General features: G+C 34.6%; 18 protein-coding genes. 3 read left to right on the top strand and 15 right to left on the bottom strand.

Annotation, left to right across the window (positions count from 1 at the left end):
* Positions 1-3 precede the first annotated feature (3 nt).
* From BUB90_RS14240 to BUB90_RS14210, 7 genes are all read right to left on the bottom strand, one after another.
* Positions 4-981, bottom strand: a complete 978-nt coding sequence (locus BUB90_RS14240) for an iron chelate uptake ABC transporter family permease subunit (protein ID WP_170865502.1) — start codon at positions 979-981, stop codon at positions 4-6.
* Positions 971-1,951 (bottom strand): ABC transporter permease, encoded by a 981-nt coding sequence (locus tag BUB90_RS14235; RefSeq protein WP_242952549.1) that lies wholly within the window; start codon positions 1,949-1,951, stop codon positions 971-973. The genes BUB90_RS14240 and BUB90_RS14235 overlap by 11 nt, the downstream gene beginning before the upstream one ends.
* Positions 1,952-2,170: 219 nt before the next feature.
* The gene (gene pyrF, locus BUB90_RS14230; protein ID WP_073288901.1) at positions 2,171-3,088 is read right to left on the bottom strand and encodes an orotidine-5'-phosphate decarboxylase; all 918 of its coding nucleotides are present in this window, start codon (positions 3,086-3,088) and stop codon (positions 2,171-2,173) included.
* 24 nt (positions 3,089-3,112) lie between these two features.
* Positions 3,113-4,387 carry a dihydroorotase gene (locus tag BUB90_RS14225; RefSeq protein ID WP_073288899.1) on the bottom strand — a complete coding sequence of 425 codons (1,275 nt, stop codon included), beginning with the start codon at positions 4,385-4,387 and terminating at the stop codon, positions 3,113-3,115.
* Positions 4,388-4,416: 29 nt separating this feature from the next.
* Positions 4,417-4,815 (bottom strand): NUDIX domain-containing protein, encoded by a 399-nt coding sequence (locus BUB90_RS14220; protein WP_073288897.1) that lies wholly within the window; start codon positions 4,813-4,815, stop codon positions 4,417-4,419.
* A 132-nt stretch (positions 4,816-4,947) separates the two neighbouring features.
* Entirely contained in the window at positions 4,948-5,520 is a 573-nt protein-coding gene (locus tag BUB90_RS14215; RefSeq protein WP_073288895.1) for a GNAT family N-acetyltransferase, read from the bottom strand.
* Between the two features lie 24 nt (positions 5,521-5,544).
* The gene (locus BUB90_RS14210) at positions 5,545-6,981 is read right to left on the bottom strand and encodes a M14 family metallopeptidase (RefSeq protein WP_073288894.1); all 1,437 of its coding nucleotides are present in this window, start codon (positions 6,979-6,981) and stop codon (positions 5,545-5,547) included.
* 266 nt (positions 6,982-7,247) lie between these two features.
* Between BUB90_RS14210 and BUB90_RS14205 the strand changes: the two genes are divergently transcribed.
* Positions 7,248-8,312: an Ig-like domain-containing protein gene (locus BUB90_RS14205; protein ID WP_073288891.1), complete on the top strand. Its 1,065-nt coding sequence runs from the start codon at positions 7,248-7,250 to the stop codon at positions 8,310-8,312.
* A 252-nt stretch (positions 8,313-8,564) separates the two neighbouring features.
* Positions 8,565-8,747, top strand: coding sequence for a hypothetical protein (locus tag BUB90_RS14200; RefSeq protein ID WP_073288888.1), 183 nt, complete (start codon positions 8,565-8,567; stop codon positions 8,745-8,747).
* 157 nt (positions 8,748-8,904) lie between these two features.
* Here the strand turns inward: BUB90_RS14200 and BUB90_RS14195 are convergent, their stop codons facing one another.
* The 5 genes from BUB90_RS14195 to lepB all read right to left on the bottom strand — a co-directional run bounded on the left by BUB90_RS14195 (position 8,905) and on the right by lepB (position 14,919).
* The gene (locus tag BUB90_RS14195; protein ID WP_073288886.1) at positions 8,905-11,508 is read right to left on the bottom strand and encodes an ABC transporter permease; all 2,604 of its coding nucleotides are present in this window, start codon (positions 11,506-11,508) and stop codon (positions 8,905-8,907) included.
* The gene (locus BUB90_RS14190; protein WP_073288884.1) at positions 11,496-12,182 is read right to left on the bottom strand and encodes an ABC transporter ATP-binding protein; all 687 of its coding nucleotides are present in this window, start codon (positions 12,180-12,182) and stop codon (positions 11,496-11,498) included. The genes BUB90_RS14195 and BUB90_RS14190 overlap by 13 nt, the downstream gene beginning before the upstream one ends.
* A 100-nt stretch (positions 12,183-12,282) precedes the next feature.
* Complete coding sequence (locus BUB90_RS14185) at positions 12,283-13,182, bottom strand: sensor histidine kinase (protein ID WP_073289069.1); 900 nt, start codon at positions 13,180-13,182, stop codon at positions 12,283-12,285.
* A 46-nt stretch (positions 13,183-13,228) separates the two neighbouring features.
* Entirely contained in the window at positions 13,229-13,903 is a 675-nt protein-coding gene (locus BUB90_RS14180) for a response regulator transcription factor (protein WP_073288882.1), read from the bottom strand.
* 314 nt (positions 13,904-14,217) lie between these two features.
* Positions 14,218-14,919 (bottom strand): signal peptidase I, encoded by a 702-nt coding sequence (gene lepB / locus BUB90_RS14175; protein ID WP_330393799.1) that lies wholly within the window; start codon positions 14,917-14,919, stop codon positions 14,218-14,220.
* A 316-nt stretch (positions 14,920-15,235) separates the two neighbouring features.
* On the opposite strand from lepB, the gene BUB90_RS14170 reads away from it, so the two are divergent.
* Entirely contained in the window at positions 15,236-15,907 is a 672-nt protein-coding gene (locus BUB90_RS14170) for a class I SAM-dependent methyltransferase (protein ID WP_073288880.1), read from the top strand.
* 83 nt (positions 15,908-15,990) lie between these two features.
* Here BUB90_RS14170 and BUB90_RS14165 read toward each other — a convergent pair whose 3' ends face one another.
* The 3 genes from BUB90_RS14165 to BUB90_RS14155 all read right to left on the bottom strand — a co-directional run bounded on the left by BUB90_RS14165 (position 15,991) and on the right by BUB90_RS14155 (position 18,074).
* Positions 15,991-16,869, bottom strand: coding sequence for an SPL family radical SAM protein (locus BUB90_RS14165; RefSeq protein WP_073288878.1), 879 nt, complete (start codon positions 16,867-16,869; stop codon positions 15,991-15,993).
* Between the two features lie 137 nt (positions 16,870-17,006).
* Complete coding sequence (locus tag BUB90_RS14160; RefSeq protein WP_073288876.1) at positions 17,007-17,273, bottom strand: cysteine-rich small domain-containing protein; 267 nt, start codon at positions 17,271-17,273, stop codon at positions 17,007-17,009.
* A 63-nt stretch (positions 17,274-17,336) separates the two neighbouring features.
* The gene (locus BUB90_RS14155) at positions 17,337-18,074 is read right to left on the bottom strand and encodes an epoxyqueuosine reductase (protein WP_242952548.1); all 738 of its coding nucleotides are present in this window, start codon (positions 18,072-18,074) and stop codon (positions 17,337-17,339) included.
* Positions 18,075-18,169: the final 95 nt, after the last annotated feature.

The raw sequence follows: 18,169 nt of genomic DNA, 5'->3' as shown, positions 1-18,169 counted from the left end.
TTATTACTTCTTACTTTCCTTTAACATTAAGTATATAAAATATATTCCTCCAACAAAATTAATTACTACACTTATGGTGGTCTCATACTTAAAGATACGTTCAATCATTAATAGTCCACCAAGTAATGAAAGACATCCTAACAAGGTTGAAACAGTTATTAAGATTGAGTGTTTATAGGTAGGTACTATTTGTCTTGCTAGACTAACGAGTAGAATTCCTAAGAAGGTAATCGGTCCCACAAGCACTGTTGAAACGGATATCAAAACAGAAATAACCATTAAATTCCTTAGTACCAAACCTTTATAGGATATCCCCAGATTAATTCCATGATCTACGCCTAAGGATAGAACATCAAGCGAGGAATAATCTTTTATTGTAATTAGAATACAAATACCTACAATCAAGACACATAATCCTAATAAATCGTTGTTAATATTACTAAAGCTTGCAAACATCTTACCTTGCAGAACCAAAAATTCGTTTGGGTCTAATAGAACTTGCATAAAGGTTGATAGACCACTAAAAAAACTACCAAGTATCATACCAGCAAGTACTAGAAAATAGACATTTTTACCTTCACCTTTAAACAGCAAGAAAAAGAGTACCCAAGATGCAAACACCATCGCACCAACAGAAATCAAGAAATTAACTTGACCTGTCATCATTGCAATTTGCCTTGATCCAAAGAAAAATACGACAACTGTTTGAATAAACATATATAAGGAATCTAGTCCCATTACACTTGGAGTTAAAATCCGATTATTGGTTATAGTTTGAAACACTACCGAGGATGAGCCAATACAATAACTAACCAAAAGTACTGCCCCTACTCTTTCTAGACGTCTTGGCAAATAAAAATGTATATTCTTTTCGGTTAATCCCACGAAAAGAAATATTGCTGCAAAACACAATGTCATAAATACTAAAATTAATATAGCTAATTTAGTTTTTCTTTTCCTATCCGTAAGTTTATCTAGCATGCTTATTCCTCCAAAACAGTATTACTAAGAATATGATACTTCCCACAACACTCACTACAACACTGATGGAGACTTCATATGGGTAAATAATTATTCTACCTAAAATATCACATACCAATATAAAGATAGAACCTAATATGGCAATATCAAAAAGAGTGTTTTTAATATTATCTCCCTTATAAATGGCGACAATATTCGGAATAATTAACCCTAAAAAAGGAATGCTTCCAACTGTTACTACAACAGTTGATGTAATAAAAGCGACAATTACCATACCACCCATAACTATCCTTTTATGATTAAGCCCTAGGTTTTGTGAGAAGCTTTCTCCCATACCTGCAATGGTAAATTTATTGGCATATACATAGGCGATAATAAAGAATGGTATTCCTATATACAACAATTCATATCTGCCTTTAATTATCAAAGAAAAATTTCCTTGTAACCATGAAGACATATTTTGCATGATGTCATATTTGTAAGCGAAAAAACTAGTGATAGAGCCGACAACATTTCCCATCATCATACCAACTAAAGGTACTATAATAGCGTTTGTAAATTGTAGTTTTGTAAGTAACTTCATAAATAATAAAGTTCCAAATAGAGCACAGATAAAAGCGACTCCCATCTTAACTAGAGAACTTCTACCACCAAATAACAATATGGCTATCATCACCCCAAACTTGCACCACTCCATTGTACCTGCAGTAGACGGAGAAACAAATTTGTTATTGGTTATGGTCTGCATAATTAATCCTGCCACACTTAAGCTTGCACCAGTTACAATGATACTTATCAGTCTTGGTAATCTACTAATTAATACAAGATTAACGTCATCAGCATTACCAGTGAATATACCTCGTAAACTAAAATCTTTCACACCTATCATGATGGAAATTATGGATAATATTATCAGTACGACAATCCATGAAATTCTATGTAGCAGAATGCGTTTCATTTTGTTAATCATATCTATCTCCTGTTTCACTTTGTGTGATAGTTAGTATTAACTAACTGTTTTAGTATGTTAACACAAGAATATTGATACGTCAATATAGAAAATGATAATCATTATCAAAACAATATTGCTACTTTTTGCTATTGCTGAGAAAAAGGCCTGTTTCAAGCTTACTCGCTTAAAACAGGCCTTCATCTTATTGATATTTTTTTAGAGATTACATATTTTAATTTAGATTGCTGATTTAATATCAGTAATCATATCTATAACTGCTTGTCTCGATGCATCTGCGTATGCCTCTTCACCGTATTTCTCATATCCAGGTTGCTTGTATGCAGCTATAATACCACGAGATGAATTGATGATCGCTCCTAATCCATCTTTATTAAAGTAAGGAGCCAAATCAGCAGCTTTGCCACCCTGAGCACCATAACCTGGAACTAAGATATATGTCTTAGGCATGATTTTACGTAAGATCTTGCCCATCTCTGGATAGGTTGCGCCAACTACTGCTCCAACGTAGCTATAAGCATCTCCCATATGAGATTCTCCCCAGCTTGCAACTTTCTCACCAACTAATTCATAAAGTGGTCTTCCATTAACAAGTTGATCTTGGAATTCTCCACTTGATTTGTTCGATGTCTTAACAAGAATGAATAACCCTTTGTTTTCTTCTTTACACACTTTAATAAACGGATCGATACCATCTGAGCCTAGGTATGGATTTACTGTAACGAAATCTTCATCAAATCCATAGAAAGAGTTTTGTCCAACTGTAACTTTTCCAAGATGACCAACAGCATATGCTTCTGAAGTTGAACCAATGTCACCACGTTTTACATCTCCGATTACAATAAGACCTTTTTCTTTACAGTACTCTACGGTTTGCTTGAAAACTTTGAGTCCTTCGATTCCAAATTGTTCATACATAGCAATCTGAGGTTTTACTGCTGGAATTAAATCATGTGTTGCATCAACTATTGCTTTATTGAATTGCCAAATCGCTTCTGCTGCTCCTTCTAAGGTTTCCCCTTTTTCAGCAAATGCTTTCGCTTTCACACACTCCGGTATGTACCCTAACATCGGGTCCAAACCTACTACAATCGGTGCTCCTAAGTTTTCAATTCTGTTAATTAACTTGTTAATCATGGTTAAAAATTCCCCTTTCCTATCCTATGCTTGATAAACAACTTGACCATCAACTAGAGTATACAAAATCTTTCCATATACTTTCTTGCCTTGGAATGGTGTATTCTTGCCTTTTGAAACAAAATCTTTCGTATCTATTGTATATTCTTCATTTGGATTGGCAATTACAATATCAGCAATTGCTCCTTCCTTTAATGTTCCTTTGTTAATTCCAAGTACTTTCGCTGGGTTGTAGCTCATCTTCTCAACAAGTTGTCTTGGAGTAAGATATCCAGTCTTAACAAGCTCCGTCATTGTTAATGCAAAAGCAGTTTCTAAACCAACAATGCCAAAAGGTGCTTCTTTTATAGATTTTTTCTTCTCTTCTTCACTATGAGGTGCATGATCGGTTGCAATTACATCAATAATATTGTCACGTAATGCTTCTTTAAGTGCTTGCACATCTTCTTTACTTCTTAATGGTGGATTCATCTTATAATTTGCATCATCTTCCACAATATCTTCATCCGTCAAAGCAAAATGATGTGGGCAAACTTCGGCCGTTACTGGCAATCCTTGTTCTTTCGCTTTCCCTACCATCCACGCACTATCTTTTGTAGAACAATGGCATAGATGTAACTTAACACCAGTTTCTTTTGCCATTAGTATATCTCTAGCGGCAATGACATCTTCAACTGCATTCGTAATTCCTGGCATTCCTAACTCATTTGCCTTCTTACCAGCATTCATAACTCCGCCTTGTACGAGACTCTTGTCTTCGCAGTGAGCAAGTACAACGATTCCTTCTTCTTTTGCAATAGCCATGGCTTTCTTATATAAGGCAGTATCCATTACAGATTTACCATCTTCACTTATTGCAACGATACCTTCTTTAGCCATACCAGTAATATCTGCTAGTTCCTTGCCAGTTTGTCCAATTGTTACAGCACCAACTGGTAATACATTAACTACTGCTTCTTTCTTAGATTTGTCATTAAGATAAGCTACCGTCTCCTTACTATCTATAACAGGATTTGTGTTAGGCATTGGGCAAATACTTGTAAAACCGCCATGTGCTGCTGCTAATGCACCAGATTCGATAGTTTCTTTGTACTCAAAACCTGGTTCTCTTAGATGAACATGTAGATCAATAAATCCTGGCATAACATAACAATCAGTTGCATCGATAATTTGGTCGGCCTCTTTTGTTATCTTCTGTCCAATCTGGGCAATACAATTATCTACAATTAGAATATCGCAAATTTCTTCTTTATCTGTCGCAGGGTCAATTACATACCCATTCTTAATTAGTGTCTTCAAAGGAACCACCTTTCTATATTAACAACAAGCTACTCTAAGCCAGCGCACTCTATATCATTGAGAACATCTTGATTATCAATATACTGTTCGAATTCATCTTTGGTAATCCATCTATAATTATGTAGTTCTTCTGACAATAATACATCTTCCATACCAGTTAAACATAGATAACTAATACCAATGGTACACGTATCCCCAGCCATAAAAGACCACGTATATAGCACGCGATCAATCTGAACGCATAATCCTGTATCTTCCGCGATAATTCGAACAACTGCACGATCAGGTGATTCGCCAAAATTGATTGCACCATCTATAAATCCCCATTGATATGGATCTTGAATTCGATCATCAAACCATTTTTCAACAATAAGATATTTGTCTAGACTTTTTACTATTCCCTTAACAATAATTCGATATTTATCCATCCCAACATCCTCCTTAAGTCTTTTCTTAGCTATTATAACATACTCATAACCAATCATCAAACCATAGTATGAATTTGTTGGTAACTATTCAGAGCCCATGAGAAAACGTTTGGCAACTTAATAATTAGAATTTTATAACAACTCGATTGTAGTATGAACTCTATATCTTTCTTCACCAAACATCTGTAGATATAAGGATTTTAGTTCTTCACATAGATGTGTGTCATCTCCATCCCAGCGAAGAGGTAGATATAATATGTCAAATTCTACACCATAGACGCTAGCCCGTATTGCTGTTTTTCTAAGACCATTCTTCTCATAAAAGGCAATTCTTCGCGTTCTTTGTATCTTCTCTTCCTCATTCTTAGCTGTTCGTACTGTTTCTACTTCAATAATGTAGCCTTCTGAAATTGTATCTTCCTTCTTAAGAAGCTCTAATAATGCTGAACCATATCCTTTACTTCTATACTTACGATTACTTGCGAAATAATCTAACAATTGAAAACCACTGTCCTTATTATGCATAAACATAGCATATGCTAATAATTCCTCTCCTTCATACAAGCCATAGATTGTATAGATTCCTTGTTCCATATAGGATTGGAGCATTGATAATGACTTCAATTCGCTCTTTGGAAAATCATGTTCTAGATGATTTTCATATAAATTGATAAGTTGTTCCGTGTTAATATTCTTTACTTGCATTTTTTCCTCCAGTATAATAAATCATTAATTATCTTCTATAACCTGCAAGACAACTGCAGGAATTATAGTTTTGTTCTGTTTCCATATTGTATCAAATTGTGAATGGTTAACAGGTGCATATAGTATACCTGTCTCAAGTGTAACAGCCGGTATTCCAAGCTCTCTAACTACATAATCACTATAGCCACCGTATGGAATACTTTTACTACTTTGCGTTACTAAACGATAACCAGTAATATCTTTTACAAGATTTACAAGTTCTTTACTCTTTGACATCAATTTACCTGTTTGTCCATAATTCCAATAGATAATATTCCCCATAGAGTGATAACTTAGTACAGTCTTTAATCCTTTTATGCTTTTAGTATACTTTACCAAGACTTTCGTTTCCTTTTCGGATTCAGCCTTAGCTCCAGCATAATTCATGCTTCCTCTTTTTGACGCTCCAGCTTTCTTCGTCCAGCCAAAAGAAAAGTTCCTATTCAAATCAACGCCTTTTGCATTCGCTTTCCATCTTGCAAAATTACTTGATTTTTGCATACCTTTTAGTGACATAGCCAACTTTTTATCTTGAATTCCATTAAGTCCATACTGGCTTAAAGTAACACCATCTGGATTTGCCATGGGAATAATATGAACCGCTACTTCATTAAACATCTTCTTATATGAGACTCCATTATATGTCCCATTCTCGTATCTAATTAGATAATACTCCAGTTGTGACATAAGTAATTGCGTATTAATATACTCTCTTGCATGCATACTTCCTTGTATCAGTATGTGCTTCTTAGCATCTGGATTACCTAAAACCGCACTATAGATTTCTCTATTATCACTTGATTTACCGATGGATTGCACCGTAACATAATCTGGATAATATACATTCAGCTGTTCTAGGTCCTTTTTCATCTCATTATAATCATACTTCTTATCTTCTATATCCACAATATCGGTTGGTACAGATGGTTTTTTCGTTGTAACATTACTTGACGCAATATATGCAATACCCCCGTCGAATTCGATCTGATCGTAACCATTCTCACCAATACCTACTCTTGTATACTTCTTATATAATGTCGCTGTACCAATTTTCTTACTGCTAGTATCTGGCTCTTCATAAACACTGCTTTGTTTCTTAACATATATCGTATCCTTAACTGCCTTATATATCGGTTCCTTTACTTCTTCCGTGTTATTGTCATCTGGATTATCTAAATCCGGATTATTTTCCGGCACATTATTGTCTTGGTTATTATTTTCTTGGTTATTGTCTTCTTGCTTGTTATCTTCTTGCGTACTAATGTCTATAGTATTATTTTCCTCTGAATTCACATGTTCTGATGCCACATTAATTAAAGTTCCATTCATAGCATGTGATGGTATTGAAGTAGATAAACTCGTCAGCAAACCATATGTACAAATTACTCTCGTAATTCTACTAATCTTAACTTTCCTCACCATTATACTTTCCCTTCTTCGTTATATTGACATTATATACTAAGAATCTTAATATTTCAAATTCAGGACAACTTGGTAGTGCTTATTTGATAACTTATTAGTTTATTTACAATTTAACACAATTACTTGTCAAAATTACAAATCTGTTATATACTTACCTTATGTTTGCAACACGTATTCTACGTAACATTTATTCCTCTTACTTTATTAGAATCTTAGTTTTATACTCGTAACTTAAGAATCTTAAATTTAAGAATGGAGGAACTTCTATGCAATCAAACAAAAATTCAAAAAAGAAATCTTGTATTGCACGTACAAAACAATCTCTTATTATTCTTGTACTTCTCGCATTATTCACTAGCACACTCTTTTATACGAAAACTCAACGTATTCATGCCAAAACCACTTCACTTAGCACCTATCCTTTTATAGTACTCACAAATTATGATGAAACTCTTGCAATTGGTGATAGCATATATCTAGTTGCACTTACTTCCACAGGCGCGCTTCCTACATGGAAAAGCAGTGATTCAAAAATAGCATCTGTTAATACATACGGAAAAGTACTTGCCAAAAAATCTGGCAAAGTCACAATAACCGCCAAAATAAAAGGTGCTGAATCGAGTTGCAAGATAACAGTCAACAAAACCACAATAACCTTGAATGAAACAAACATCTCGTTAGAGCATGGCGAAACCTTTTTGTTAAAATCAAGTACTTCAACTGGTGCTCCTGTAACCTATAAAGCTAATAAAAAAAGTATCGCTACCGTTGATGAGAACGGTTTGGTTACTGGTATGAAACCTGGAGATGCCATTATTACAATATCTGCTGATGGTACTAGTGAGACTTGCAAAGTGAAAGTCAAATCTCCGCAAGTGTCTTTGAATAAAACAACTCTATCTCTATATCGCGGCCAAACCTATCTTCTAAGTGCCAAAATATCTTCAAATCTAACTCCCAAATGGAAAACGAATAAGAAAAGTGTAGCTATTGTTGATGAAAAAGGTAGCGTAACTGCTATAAAGCACGGAACAGCCCTTATATCTGCTACTATTGATGGTGTTACAAAGACTTGTACCGTGATTGTTAATTCTCCAACCATTGAATTAAGTACAACGACAGTATCGTTAGTAGTTGATCAGAGTACCAAACTCTATGCAACAGTGTCCTCTGGAAACACTCCCGTATGGTCTTGTAGTAATTCTAATGTTGTAGAAGTAACCAATAATGGTACAATTACAGCATTAAAGAAAGGTACTGCCTACGTCTATGCATCTGAAGATGGTACCAAAGTCAAATGTAAGGTTATAGTTACAGAACCTAAGAAATAACATTAACGACACAAAAAGAGGAATAAATGTTGCAAACATTCAACCCCTCCTGATAATTTGTTACAGCAAAACTCCAACCATTTAATTAATCACTTCTGGCTCTTAAGCATATTAGTCAATTACGAAACTTTTAAATGCAAAAATATCTATGTTTTTTTGCATTTTAAAAGTTTCGTAATTAACTAAATAAAATATCGTTTTTTACAGATACTACGTATGTAAAATATAAATTTAATACGAAAGGAGAATCTTATGTCAATCAATAACAATCATAGTTTAAGAGAAGACCAAGTAATTCCTCATAGTCCAGTTAAAGGTGAGGTTACAGAAAAAACTGCTGCCGAAGCGGGTTATACTGAAAACAGTCATACGGAAAGCAAAACAACGAATGCATATAAAGACAGTCAAAATACAAATAATTCAAAATATAAATAATACCTTTCTTACGTAATTTGGTATCACAGTTTGTTAATCAAGCTATCATAAATAGTAAAAAAACCAAATACATTTCTTTGCATTTGGTTTTTTACTATCAATTTTTATTTATATTTATTTTTTTATTATTTAAAATAGCTCCTCATATGCGTTTCTTCTAATCCGTTGTTCTCATGCGTTCTACTAAACTCTTACGCACCATACTCTTATATACGATAGCCGGCAAACCAACACCTAACAGAATGAATACCGGTGCTAATGCTACAATAGCTACAATACTATATTCATATTGATAAAACCATAACATACTCTCGAAAGATTGTAATACTACCACATTAACAATACTTCCGATTATACATGCTACTATTAGTGCTGCACCCGTATAGAATAGTCCTTCTATCATTACCATCATGCGGAGTTGCTTTCCCGTCATCCCAATACTTTGCAACACTGCAAATTCCCTCTTTCTGGTCTGGATACTAGTAATCATTGTATTCACAAAATTCAAAATTCCTATGATTGTAATTACAACAGTGACACCACCACCCACAAGTAAGAACATATTCTTATAATTACTGAATTCATCCTCCATGTATTTCTTTGATTCATAGTCCATATCCTTTTCAACATTCTTCGTATAGCTACTTATGAACTCTTCCATCTCCTTAATCTTGGTATCATCAATATCAAGCATATAAGCCATTGTCGTGGAATTCCCAGCGTCTTTTAGGTAAGAATTACTTGGTAAGGCAAATTGTGGGCTACCATAACTACGTGTACTCATGGCATTTGGCATCATCATAGTTGCGACAATTGTATACTCTACATCATGTGATCTCTTTTCAATTAAGTTGTTGTCTGCATCATATTCCAATTCATCAACATAATGAATTATTAACTTTTCGCCTACATTTTTTATTATAGTTTCTGTTTCTGGATTTCCGTAGTCATCTTCACCAACAATTTGGATTATTCCCTTCGTATCAGAATCTTCAATCTTTGACACATCTCCCTCGACTAATGTCATCTTCTCTAGTGGATAATCATCTAATCCATATATGTCAATATACCAAAACATCTCGTTATCCCCTGAAGCAAAAAGACTCTTAATATATTCCACATACTCAGAACCACCCCATCTTGCACAATATTCTACTAATTCATCTTGTGTAAATCTTGCTTGTGCTATTCCATTACTTTGATAAATACGTCCACTTCTGGTTGTATACCCCTTCGACTCTACTTCCTCAATAAAGCTTTCACTAACCCCATCATCATCACTACGAAGATTTGCTTGAAAATATTTCGCACTACCTAGTAAATAATCCGAAATAACGAATCGATCCAGCAAACGATCCATACTAAAGCCTTTTGTAAAAGAAAAGATGGTATTGAATAGAACCAAACTCAATGTCAAAGAAACAATGACTAATGTTGTCTTACCTTTGTTCCTTCTTACGTTCGCAATTGCCATTCGATAAATTCGAGCCCCGTGCTTTCCCTTCTTCTCCTTCTTCATTCTTTTATTACTGTTTTGGTTTCCTTCTGAATATCTCACCGCTTCAATCGGTGATACTTTCGCCGCCATTTTTCCCGGTTTACTACAGCTAATCATTACAGTTAGTAATGCGAAAAAGGAAGAACCAATGAATATCCATGAATTAAAGGTAACATACGTCGTCTTATTCGATAAACTTGACACCATTATCTTAACAAACGAATTACCCAGTACGTATCCGAAACACAGTCCAATTGGTATACCGATAACGGAAAGCATAAGCCCCTGATATCGAATAATTCTTTTGATTTGCCTCTTCGTTGTTCCAATTGTTTTCAACAATCCGTAGAAATGCATATCATTCATAACCGAGATTCCAAATATATTATAGATTATCAGATAACCAACAAAAATAATAAATCCTAGGCCTGCTATTAGAGCTATGGTCATCTTCATTTGTTCACCATTCTCATAATGAGTTGATGTATACGCCCAGTTCACGCCATAATCCAAAAAATTATCGGTAGAACTATCGTCTATTGTATATCCATTATCTTGGGCAATCGTTTGAAGACTTTTCTCGATATGTTTTGAATTAGCAAACATTATATCAAGCGACCACGTACCAAACATATTGTTATCTAGAGAAGGATTATATCCATCTAATTTCTCTAAAACATATTCCTTTGATAGCCATACTTCACTTGCCCTTGCTACTGGATCAGACTCCCAATACCCACTTAACGTGAAAGTATCCACTACCGCTTTGCCTTCGAATGTATAAGGTAGCGTAATCTCTTCGCCTACCTTATAAGGTACACCGAGCAGATCAAGGACAGCGGTATCCATGGCTATTTCCTTTTTTTCTCTTGGCATTCTTCCAGTTGTAGGATTACAAAAGTACATCTTGGCTGCTGTATCTGTGCCATAACGCATCTCAACTTGTCTCTTTGTGAAAGGCTCTTTATCTGGCATTGCTAACATCACACTATAACCGAATTCTTTCACTAATGGATGTTTTGACAGCTGTTCTACCTGTTCAAACGTAAGATACTTAAATCCACCGTGAGAATAGCCCCCTACCATACGCATCGTCTGTTGTTGTGATGTATAATTTAGAGAGATTATAACGGTGAATAAAGTTGTAAACAGAATCGTTGTTAATGCTATCGCTAATATAGCCACCATATTTCTGGTACGACTTGCTGTAAATGAGCGAAAAGATAGTCTTCGTACTACTTTTTGATTCCTTACCTTGTACATGCCTGCTCACCTCCGACAATTTTACCATCTTCGATTCGGATAATACAATCGGCTAACTGTGAGATTTCCTCGTTATGGGTAATCATAACAATGGTTTGCTTGAATTTGGCTGATGTAACTTTTAACAACCCCATAACATCCATACTGGTCTTGCTATCTAAGTTACCCGTTGGTTCATCCGCTAGAATAATTGCCGGTTTTGAGGCAAGCGCTCTTGCTATTGCAACTCTTTGTTGCTGTCCTCCAGATAGATTATTAGGAAGACTATTTAGTTTCTTCTCTAGTCCTAATGTCTTGATAATATCATTCACATACGACTCATCAACTTTGTTTCCATCTAATTCAATTGGTAAAACAATGTTTTCATATACATTTAACACAGGTACTAAGTTGTAATTCTGAAAGATAAATCCAATCTTTCTTCTACGAAAGATTGTTAGTTCTTCATCTTTCAATCTAAAAATCTCTTTCCCGTCTACGATCACACTTCCGCTAGTCGGACGATCCAAACCGCCTAGCATATGTAATAGAGTTGACTTACCACTTCCTGAAGTTCCTACTATTGCCGTAAAACTTCCCTTCATGATTGATAAATTCACTCCATCAAGGGCTCTTACTTCATTCTCATCTTTCCCATAATATTTTAATAGATTCATTGTCTTTAAAATCTCCATGTTCAAACCTCCCAAATGATATTCCGACGATACATTCAAGATACCACTCTCTTCTTACTACATTCTTTCTGAAATCTAACAGTTTAGAAAGATTTCAGTACTAGCAAGGAATAAACACAGAGAAGGTTGGCTCTGTTCCAGGTTTCACCTTAATATATCCACCTTGCAACGTAACAATCTCTCTTGCAAGATATAAACCTAAACCAACTCCATCTTCATCTCTAACATTATCCGAACGAAAGAATCTACCGAATATGGCATTCACTTCTTCTTGTTTCACTTCTATTCCCCGATTTGTTATATCAATACGATAGAACATAGGATACTTGATACCAACAACTTTAATTATGGTTGCTTCATCTGCATACTTGATAGCATTATCAAGTATATTAAGTAATGCCTCACTCGTCCATTTAGCATCTACCTGCAATGAACATGGTTCAATCTCTTTTGTTATTAAGATTCCTCTACTCTTTGCTTTTTGATCACAATGATCACATATCTGCTCTAATATATCTTCAATAAGATGTTCCTTTGGCAAAATAGACACAACTTTCGTCTCTAATCTTGAAGATTTTACTAATGCTTCAATTAAGAAATTCAGTTTCTGTGACTGCTCACGTAATCGTTGTACATATTCCTTACTATCCTCTGGTAGTTCTTGCTCCGATAACAATTCCGTATATATTGAGATATTAGAAATTGGAGTTTTCGTTTGATGTGAGATATCCGATATGGTTGTTTTGATACAATCTCTTTCTTTCTCCAATTGATTAGAAGTTGTAATAGAACTAGCAATCCATTCCTTCATCTGGCCCTCTACCGATGATAGTTTCGTCTCATCATAACAAGATTCAATAAAGGTTCCATTCTTTGCCTCTAATAACATGTTCGAGATATGATTCAATATTCTTCTTGTTCTACTGATTTCGAAAACATACAGCACTAAAATAACAAGTAATAGGATTGTAAATACTACTATAATATATGTATCGCTCATAACGATTCCCCTTTTATTCCCATTTTCCTCATGAAACCTTTCTTCCTTACACCACCCATGTATAACCAATCCCATAGACAGTTTTAATATACTTTACTATATCCTCTTTATCTTCTAACTTGTCACGTAGTCGCTTCACCGTTACCGAAAGGGCATTCTCATCTACATACTCCGCTCCATCAGTCCAGATTCGGTCCACCAAATTAGCACGGCTTAAAGTAATTCCTTTATTCTCCACTAGAATTCGCAAAAGTTTTTGCTCCGTTTTGCTTAACACAATGGCTATATTGTTCTTCTCGTATCTCATATTCACAAAGTCGAATGCAAACGGACCAATCTTCACTATATCCGTTTGATTTACTTGTTTCTTTCTCAATTGCGTATTAACTCTTGCTCTTAAGACCATTAAACTAAAGGGTTTTGCTATATAATCGTCTGCCCCCATCTCTAACCCTGCAACAATATCAGTCTCCAAATTATTGGCTGTTAGTAGAATAACAGGAACAAAGGAATGCGCTCTGATACTCTGCAAAATATCAAAACCATTCCCATCTGGTAGATTCACATCCAAAATAATAAGTGAAAAGTTCTCCTTTTCCAATAAATCCATTGCTTCTTTGCAACTATATGCTTGCTTAAATGTTAACTCATCTGACTTCAGTGCTAGGGTAATCCCTCTACTCAAAGCCATATCATCTTCAACTATTAATATTTGATTCATCATATTCTCCGTATGTACCATCTAAAATTAATTTCGTTTAAGTGTTGTCATATTACTTCAATTATACATATTTAAGATAATTTTACAAGATGTAGACATTCAAGCCCTACTAGTTGCATTGATACCATCGGCAGGACCTGTCCACCATCAATTATAGTTGCAATTGTAAAAAAGCTTTTGCCAAATAGACAACCTATGATATCCGCGGCATTTATAAAGATGAGAAGACAACATAAAAAGCAGATTCCCTGATTTATATTAATCCTTGAATCTGCTTTCACAATTATTTATTCACATAATATCATAAACTATAATTAATCAATACTACCCAAATGATCGATTGGCCATACTCTTAAAACAGCTTTACCTTTGATAAGTTTTCTAGCAATTGGTCCAATATAATCAGCGCGACTATCGTCACTACCGTTTCTATTATCACCCATTACAAAATACTCATCCTCGCCAAGGGTAAGCGGTTCTTTTGCAATTCCACCATCTATAATTGACTCTTTACCATAATTCTCTTCTAAAACTTCCCCATTAATATAGATCTTTCCATCTTTGATCTGAATTGTCTCACCTGGTAAACCGATCACTCTCTTAATAAAGTACTCATCTACATCTTCACCATATGGCATAAGAACAACTATGTCAAAACGTTTTGGATCAGAAAATCGATAGGATAATTTCTCAACCATTAATTGCTCTTCATCTTGTAATGTATTCTGCATTGACGTTCCATCAACAACTGTTCGTTCAATTATGTAAGCTGGGACCACTTTCCATAAAACTAAGAAGATACATACATAGATGAGAAGTTCTTTCAGGAAGCTACCTTTATCTTTCTTCCTCCCCTTCTCTAGCATTGCCTTATCACTTTTCTCTCTATTTTCAATTTTATTGTTTTCATCTGTTTTGTTTTCAACTTCATTATCTTCAACTGTATTATTTAATTCTATACTCTCATCTTTTGCTTGTTGTGTCATATCAATTTCTTGTTCTTTCGCTGTACTCATCTGGCTTCCTCCATAACTTCTGTCGCACAAGACAGTTTACAATTTCTGTACTTAATAGATTAATTATAACAATCTATTAAGTAATAAGCTACATGAAATTCAATTAGTTTTGATAATTAACCATTTCTTAAGATTTATTCTTCTCCTCAACTTAATATAATTAAACATGGTCATCAAACTACTTTATATAATAATTCTCTTTATCATCTTCAATTAACTTTATTATTTCACCAAATAAAATGCTTCATTATTTGACATATGTGCTATTATATATACATAACATTATACTATTAATATCAGAAAGCTGGTGATTCTAATGGAACAATATGATGCTTCCACAGAATTATGGGATCAAGTATACTCCGAATGTGAACTTGTAGACTTAAACGGTGAAAAGCTCAAGGTAGAGCCAACCTTTGATGCTTGTCTAAGAATATTCTCGCAGAATACACATCGCGTACTAGATTATGGTTGTGGCACTGGTGATATTTTATTCCAATGTGCTGATTTTGGCTATCTTACATATGGCATGGGTATTGACCGTTCTGAAGTCGGGATACATTACGCTGAGAAGATGGCACATCTAAATCATTACCAACAATTAGACTTCGTTACTGGTGATATCGATAACCTTAAACAGATGGATGATGAATGTTTTGATGGTATCTTACTCTCCAATGTGCTAGATGTCACTCCAAAAGATATCGCTCACACAATCTTTACTGAAATCACAAGAATACTCCAGTCTGGTGGTTATCTTTTTCTTAAATTAAATCCTTACATAAACAAAGATGACCTCATACAACTTGGACTCACTCCAATCGGTGATAACCTCTACGCAGAAGACGGTGTATTAAGACTCCGTGAATTAGATACACCAACTTGGTATCATATATTGGAGCCCTCTTATACCGTAGAACGATATCTAGAGTTTCCTTATCCGTGGCAAGAAGGAATGAACCGATTATTTTTGTTAAAAAAGAAATAAAAAAAGAAATAACATAAGATATAAAATAACATAAAAATAACAAAACGATAGCATCGTGTATACCACCTACGCTATCGTCTTTTTTAGAGAAAATCAAACAAACTCATCTGTTCTATATTAACTTTCGTTTCAAATTGCTTCATGTAAGAAAACAAAACATCACTTCCACAAACAATACCATGCTTCTGACATTCTTCTCTTACTATTCTCATTAACTTGTTATTATTTGGACTCGTAATCATATATTGATTGCCATACGTGTTGATATATCTTCTTTTCAGCCCAGGAAAATGTTCATCTAATTTCTTATAAAAATATTCTCGATCTCCTTCACGCAAAGTGACACCCATATCCCACAACAAAATTCCATATACCTTTGCTTCTACACAATATTTAATCAAACCTCTTATATTCTCTTCTGTATCGTTAATAAATGGTAGAATTGGTGTCATCCAAACTATCGTAGGAATTCCATTATCTCTCATACAATTAAGAACTTCCGCTCTTTTGCTTGTCACGCATACATTCGGTTCAATAATCCTACAAAGTTCATCGTCATAGGTTGTCATAGTCATCTGCACTACACACTTTGTCTTCTCATTAATACTCTTTAGTAAATCCAAATCCCTAAGAATAAGATCTGATTTTGTCTGTATAGCAAGTCCATATTCATATCGATCTATTAACTCTAAACACCTTCTAGTATGCTGTAATTCTTTTTCTATATGAAGATATGGATCTGACATTGCCCCCGTACCAATCATTCCTTTGATTCTCTTGTTTGCCAATGTCTTCTCTAATACTTCTACCGCATTCGCCTTCACTTCAATATCTTCAAAATCATGTTGCATGTTATAACATGTACTTCTAGCATCACAATAGATACACCCATGAGAACACCCTCGATATAGATTCATACCATTGCTTGGCGATAAGATTGCTTTTACTTCTTTATAATGCATATTCTCTCATTCCTTACTACTAATTTTATATCAAGAGTAGTATATCTTACTAAAACTGACACAGTATGTCATATTTAATAAGGTGTGGGATAGCTTTTACTACTTTCACCATAGAAGAATGTTGCTTTAATATTTTCCTACCTCTTTGTATCTAGTTTCCCTAAATCTAAAACCTCTTTGATATGTGACATTACATGCTCATACCCTTTCTCACCATGTGGCGCAAGGCAATTCGTACAATCTTTAATTCCCTTTTCATTATATCGAAAATTCCCACCACATTTATCCTTTAATGCATATAAAGGACAATAGCAAAACAAACAATTAAATTTGTCAGGATTGTTTGTTTTATGGCATGGGAAATATTCACACTTTCTGTTTTGAGAAAATTTATAGTTTTCCATAACATAACTCCTTATATTTCCTTTGACTAGGTAGATGGCTCTACTAATATGACCATAACCTAATTATATCACACAAGCCCCAAATCTCATAGGACATACTGTTCTACAACGATAACAATCAACAGTATTAAATTCTTTTTCCCCTTTTCCATACGCTTTCATTCTACACTCACTTTGTGCTGCGCTACCAACATGCAATGCTCCAGAAGGACAGTTCGTTACGCATTCGTTACAATTAGGCAAACAAACTGGTTCCGCATATGAATCAGGGTTAACTACAATATTGGTCAAAACACATCCTACTGTTAATCGATTCCCATATAATTGATTCAAAAATAATGTATTTTTACCCAATGTACCTAATCCAGCTTGCACCGCCACATGCTTCATTGATAACCAACCGCGTCCATCAAGGTTTTTCGTATCCCAATACTCATAAGGTCCATCTGCCGGAATTGGTACTGCTATTGCACCATATTCTTTCTCCATAAGTAAGGCAATCTTATAAGCAATCTCATTGACTTTATTACACACATCATCATAAAAATGGCCATAGATTAATCTTGAATCTACCATATATAATCCTTTGGGCAAGGATACACCGAATGCAACTACACTTTTACAGTCGGAATAGATATCACATGGATGAGAACCTTTCGGTGCGTCTTCAAATCTCTCGATATCTGCAAACCCACATACTTGTGCGCCATAATCGAGAATAATCTTCCTAAGATATTCCTTCGAGACGTTACTAAATACAATATCTCTAGCAGCCTCATTACCATTATATTCCTTATTCATATACTACTACTCCTTCCCCTAACTCATTTGCTGACACTAAATAACCCTATATTAATAGAAGGCCCCGATGTTAATACCCTATATAACTTCTAGCC

The organism is Anaerosporobacter mobilis DSM 15930, assembly GCF_900142955.1.
GTDB classification, from domain to species: domain Bacteria; phylum Bacillota; class Clostridia; order Lachnospirales; family Lachnospiraceae; genus Anaerosporobacter; species Anaerosporobacter mobilis.
The sequence above is the reverse complement of the archived record's forward strand: the minus strand, read 5'-3'. Positions and strand labels throughout refer to the sequence as shown.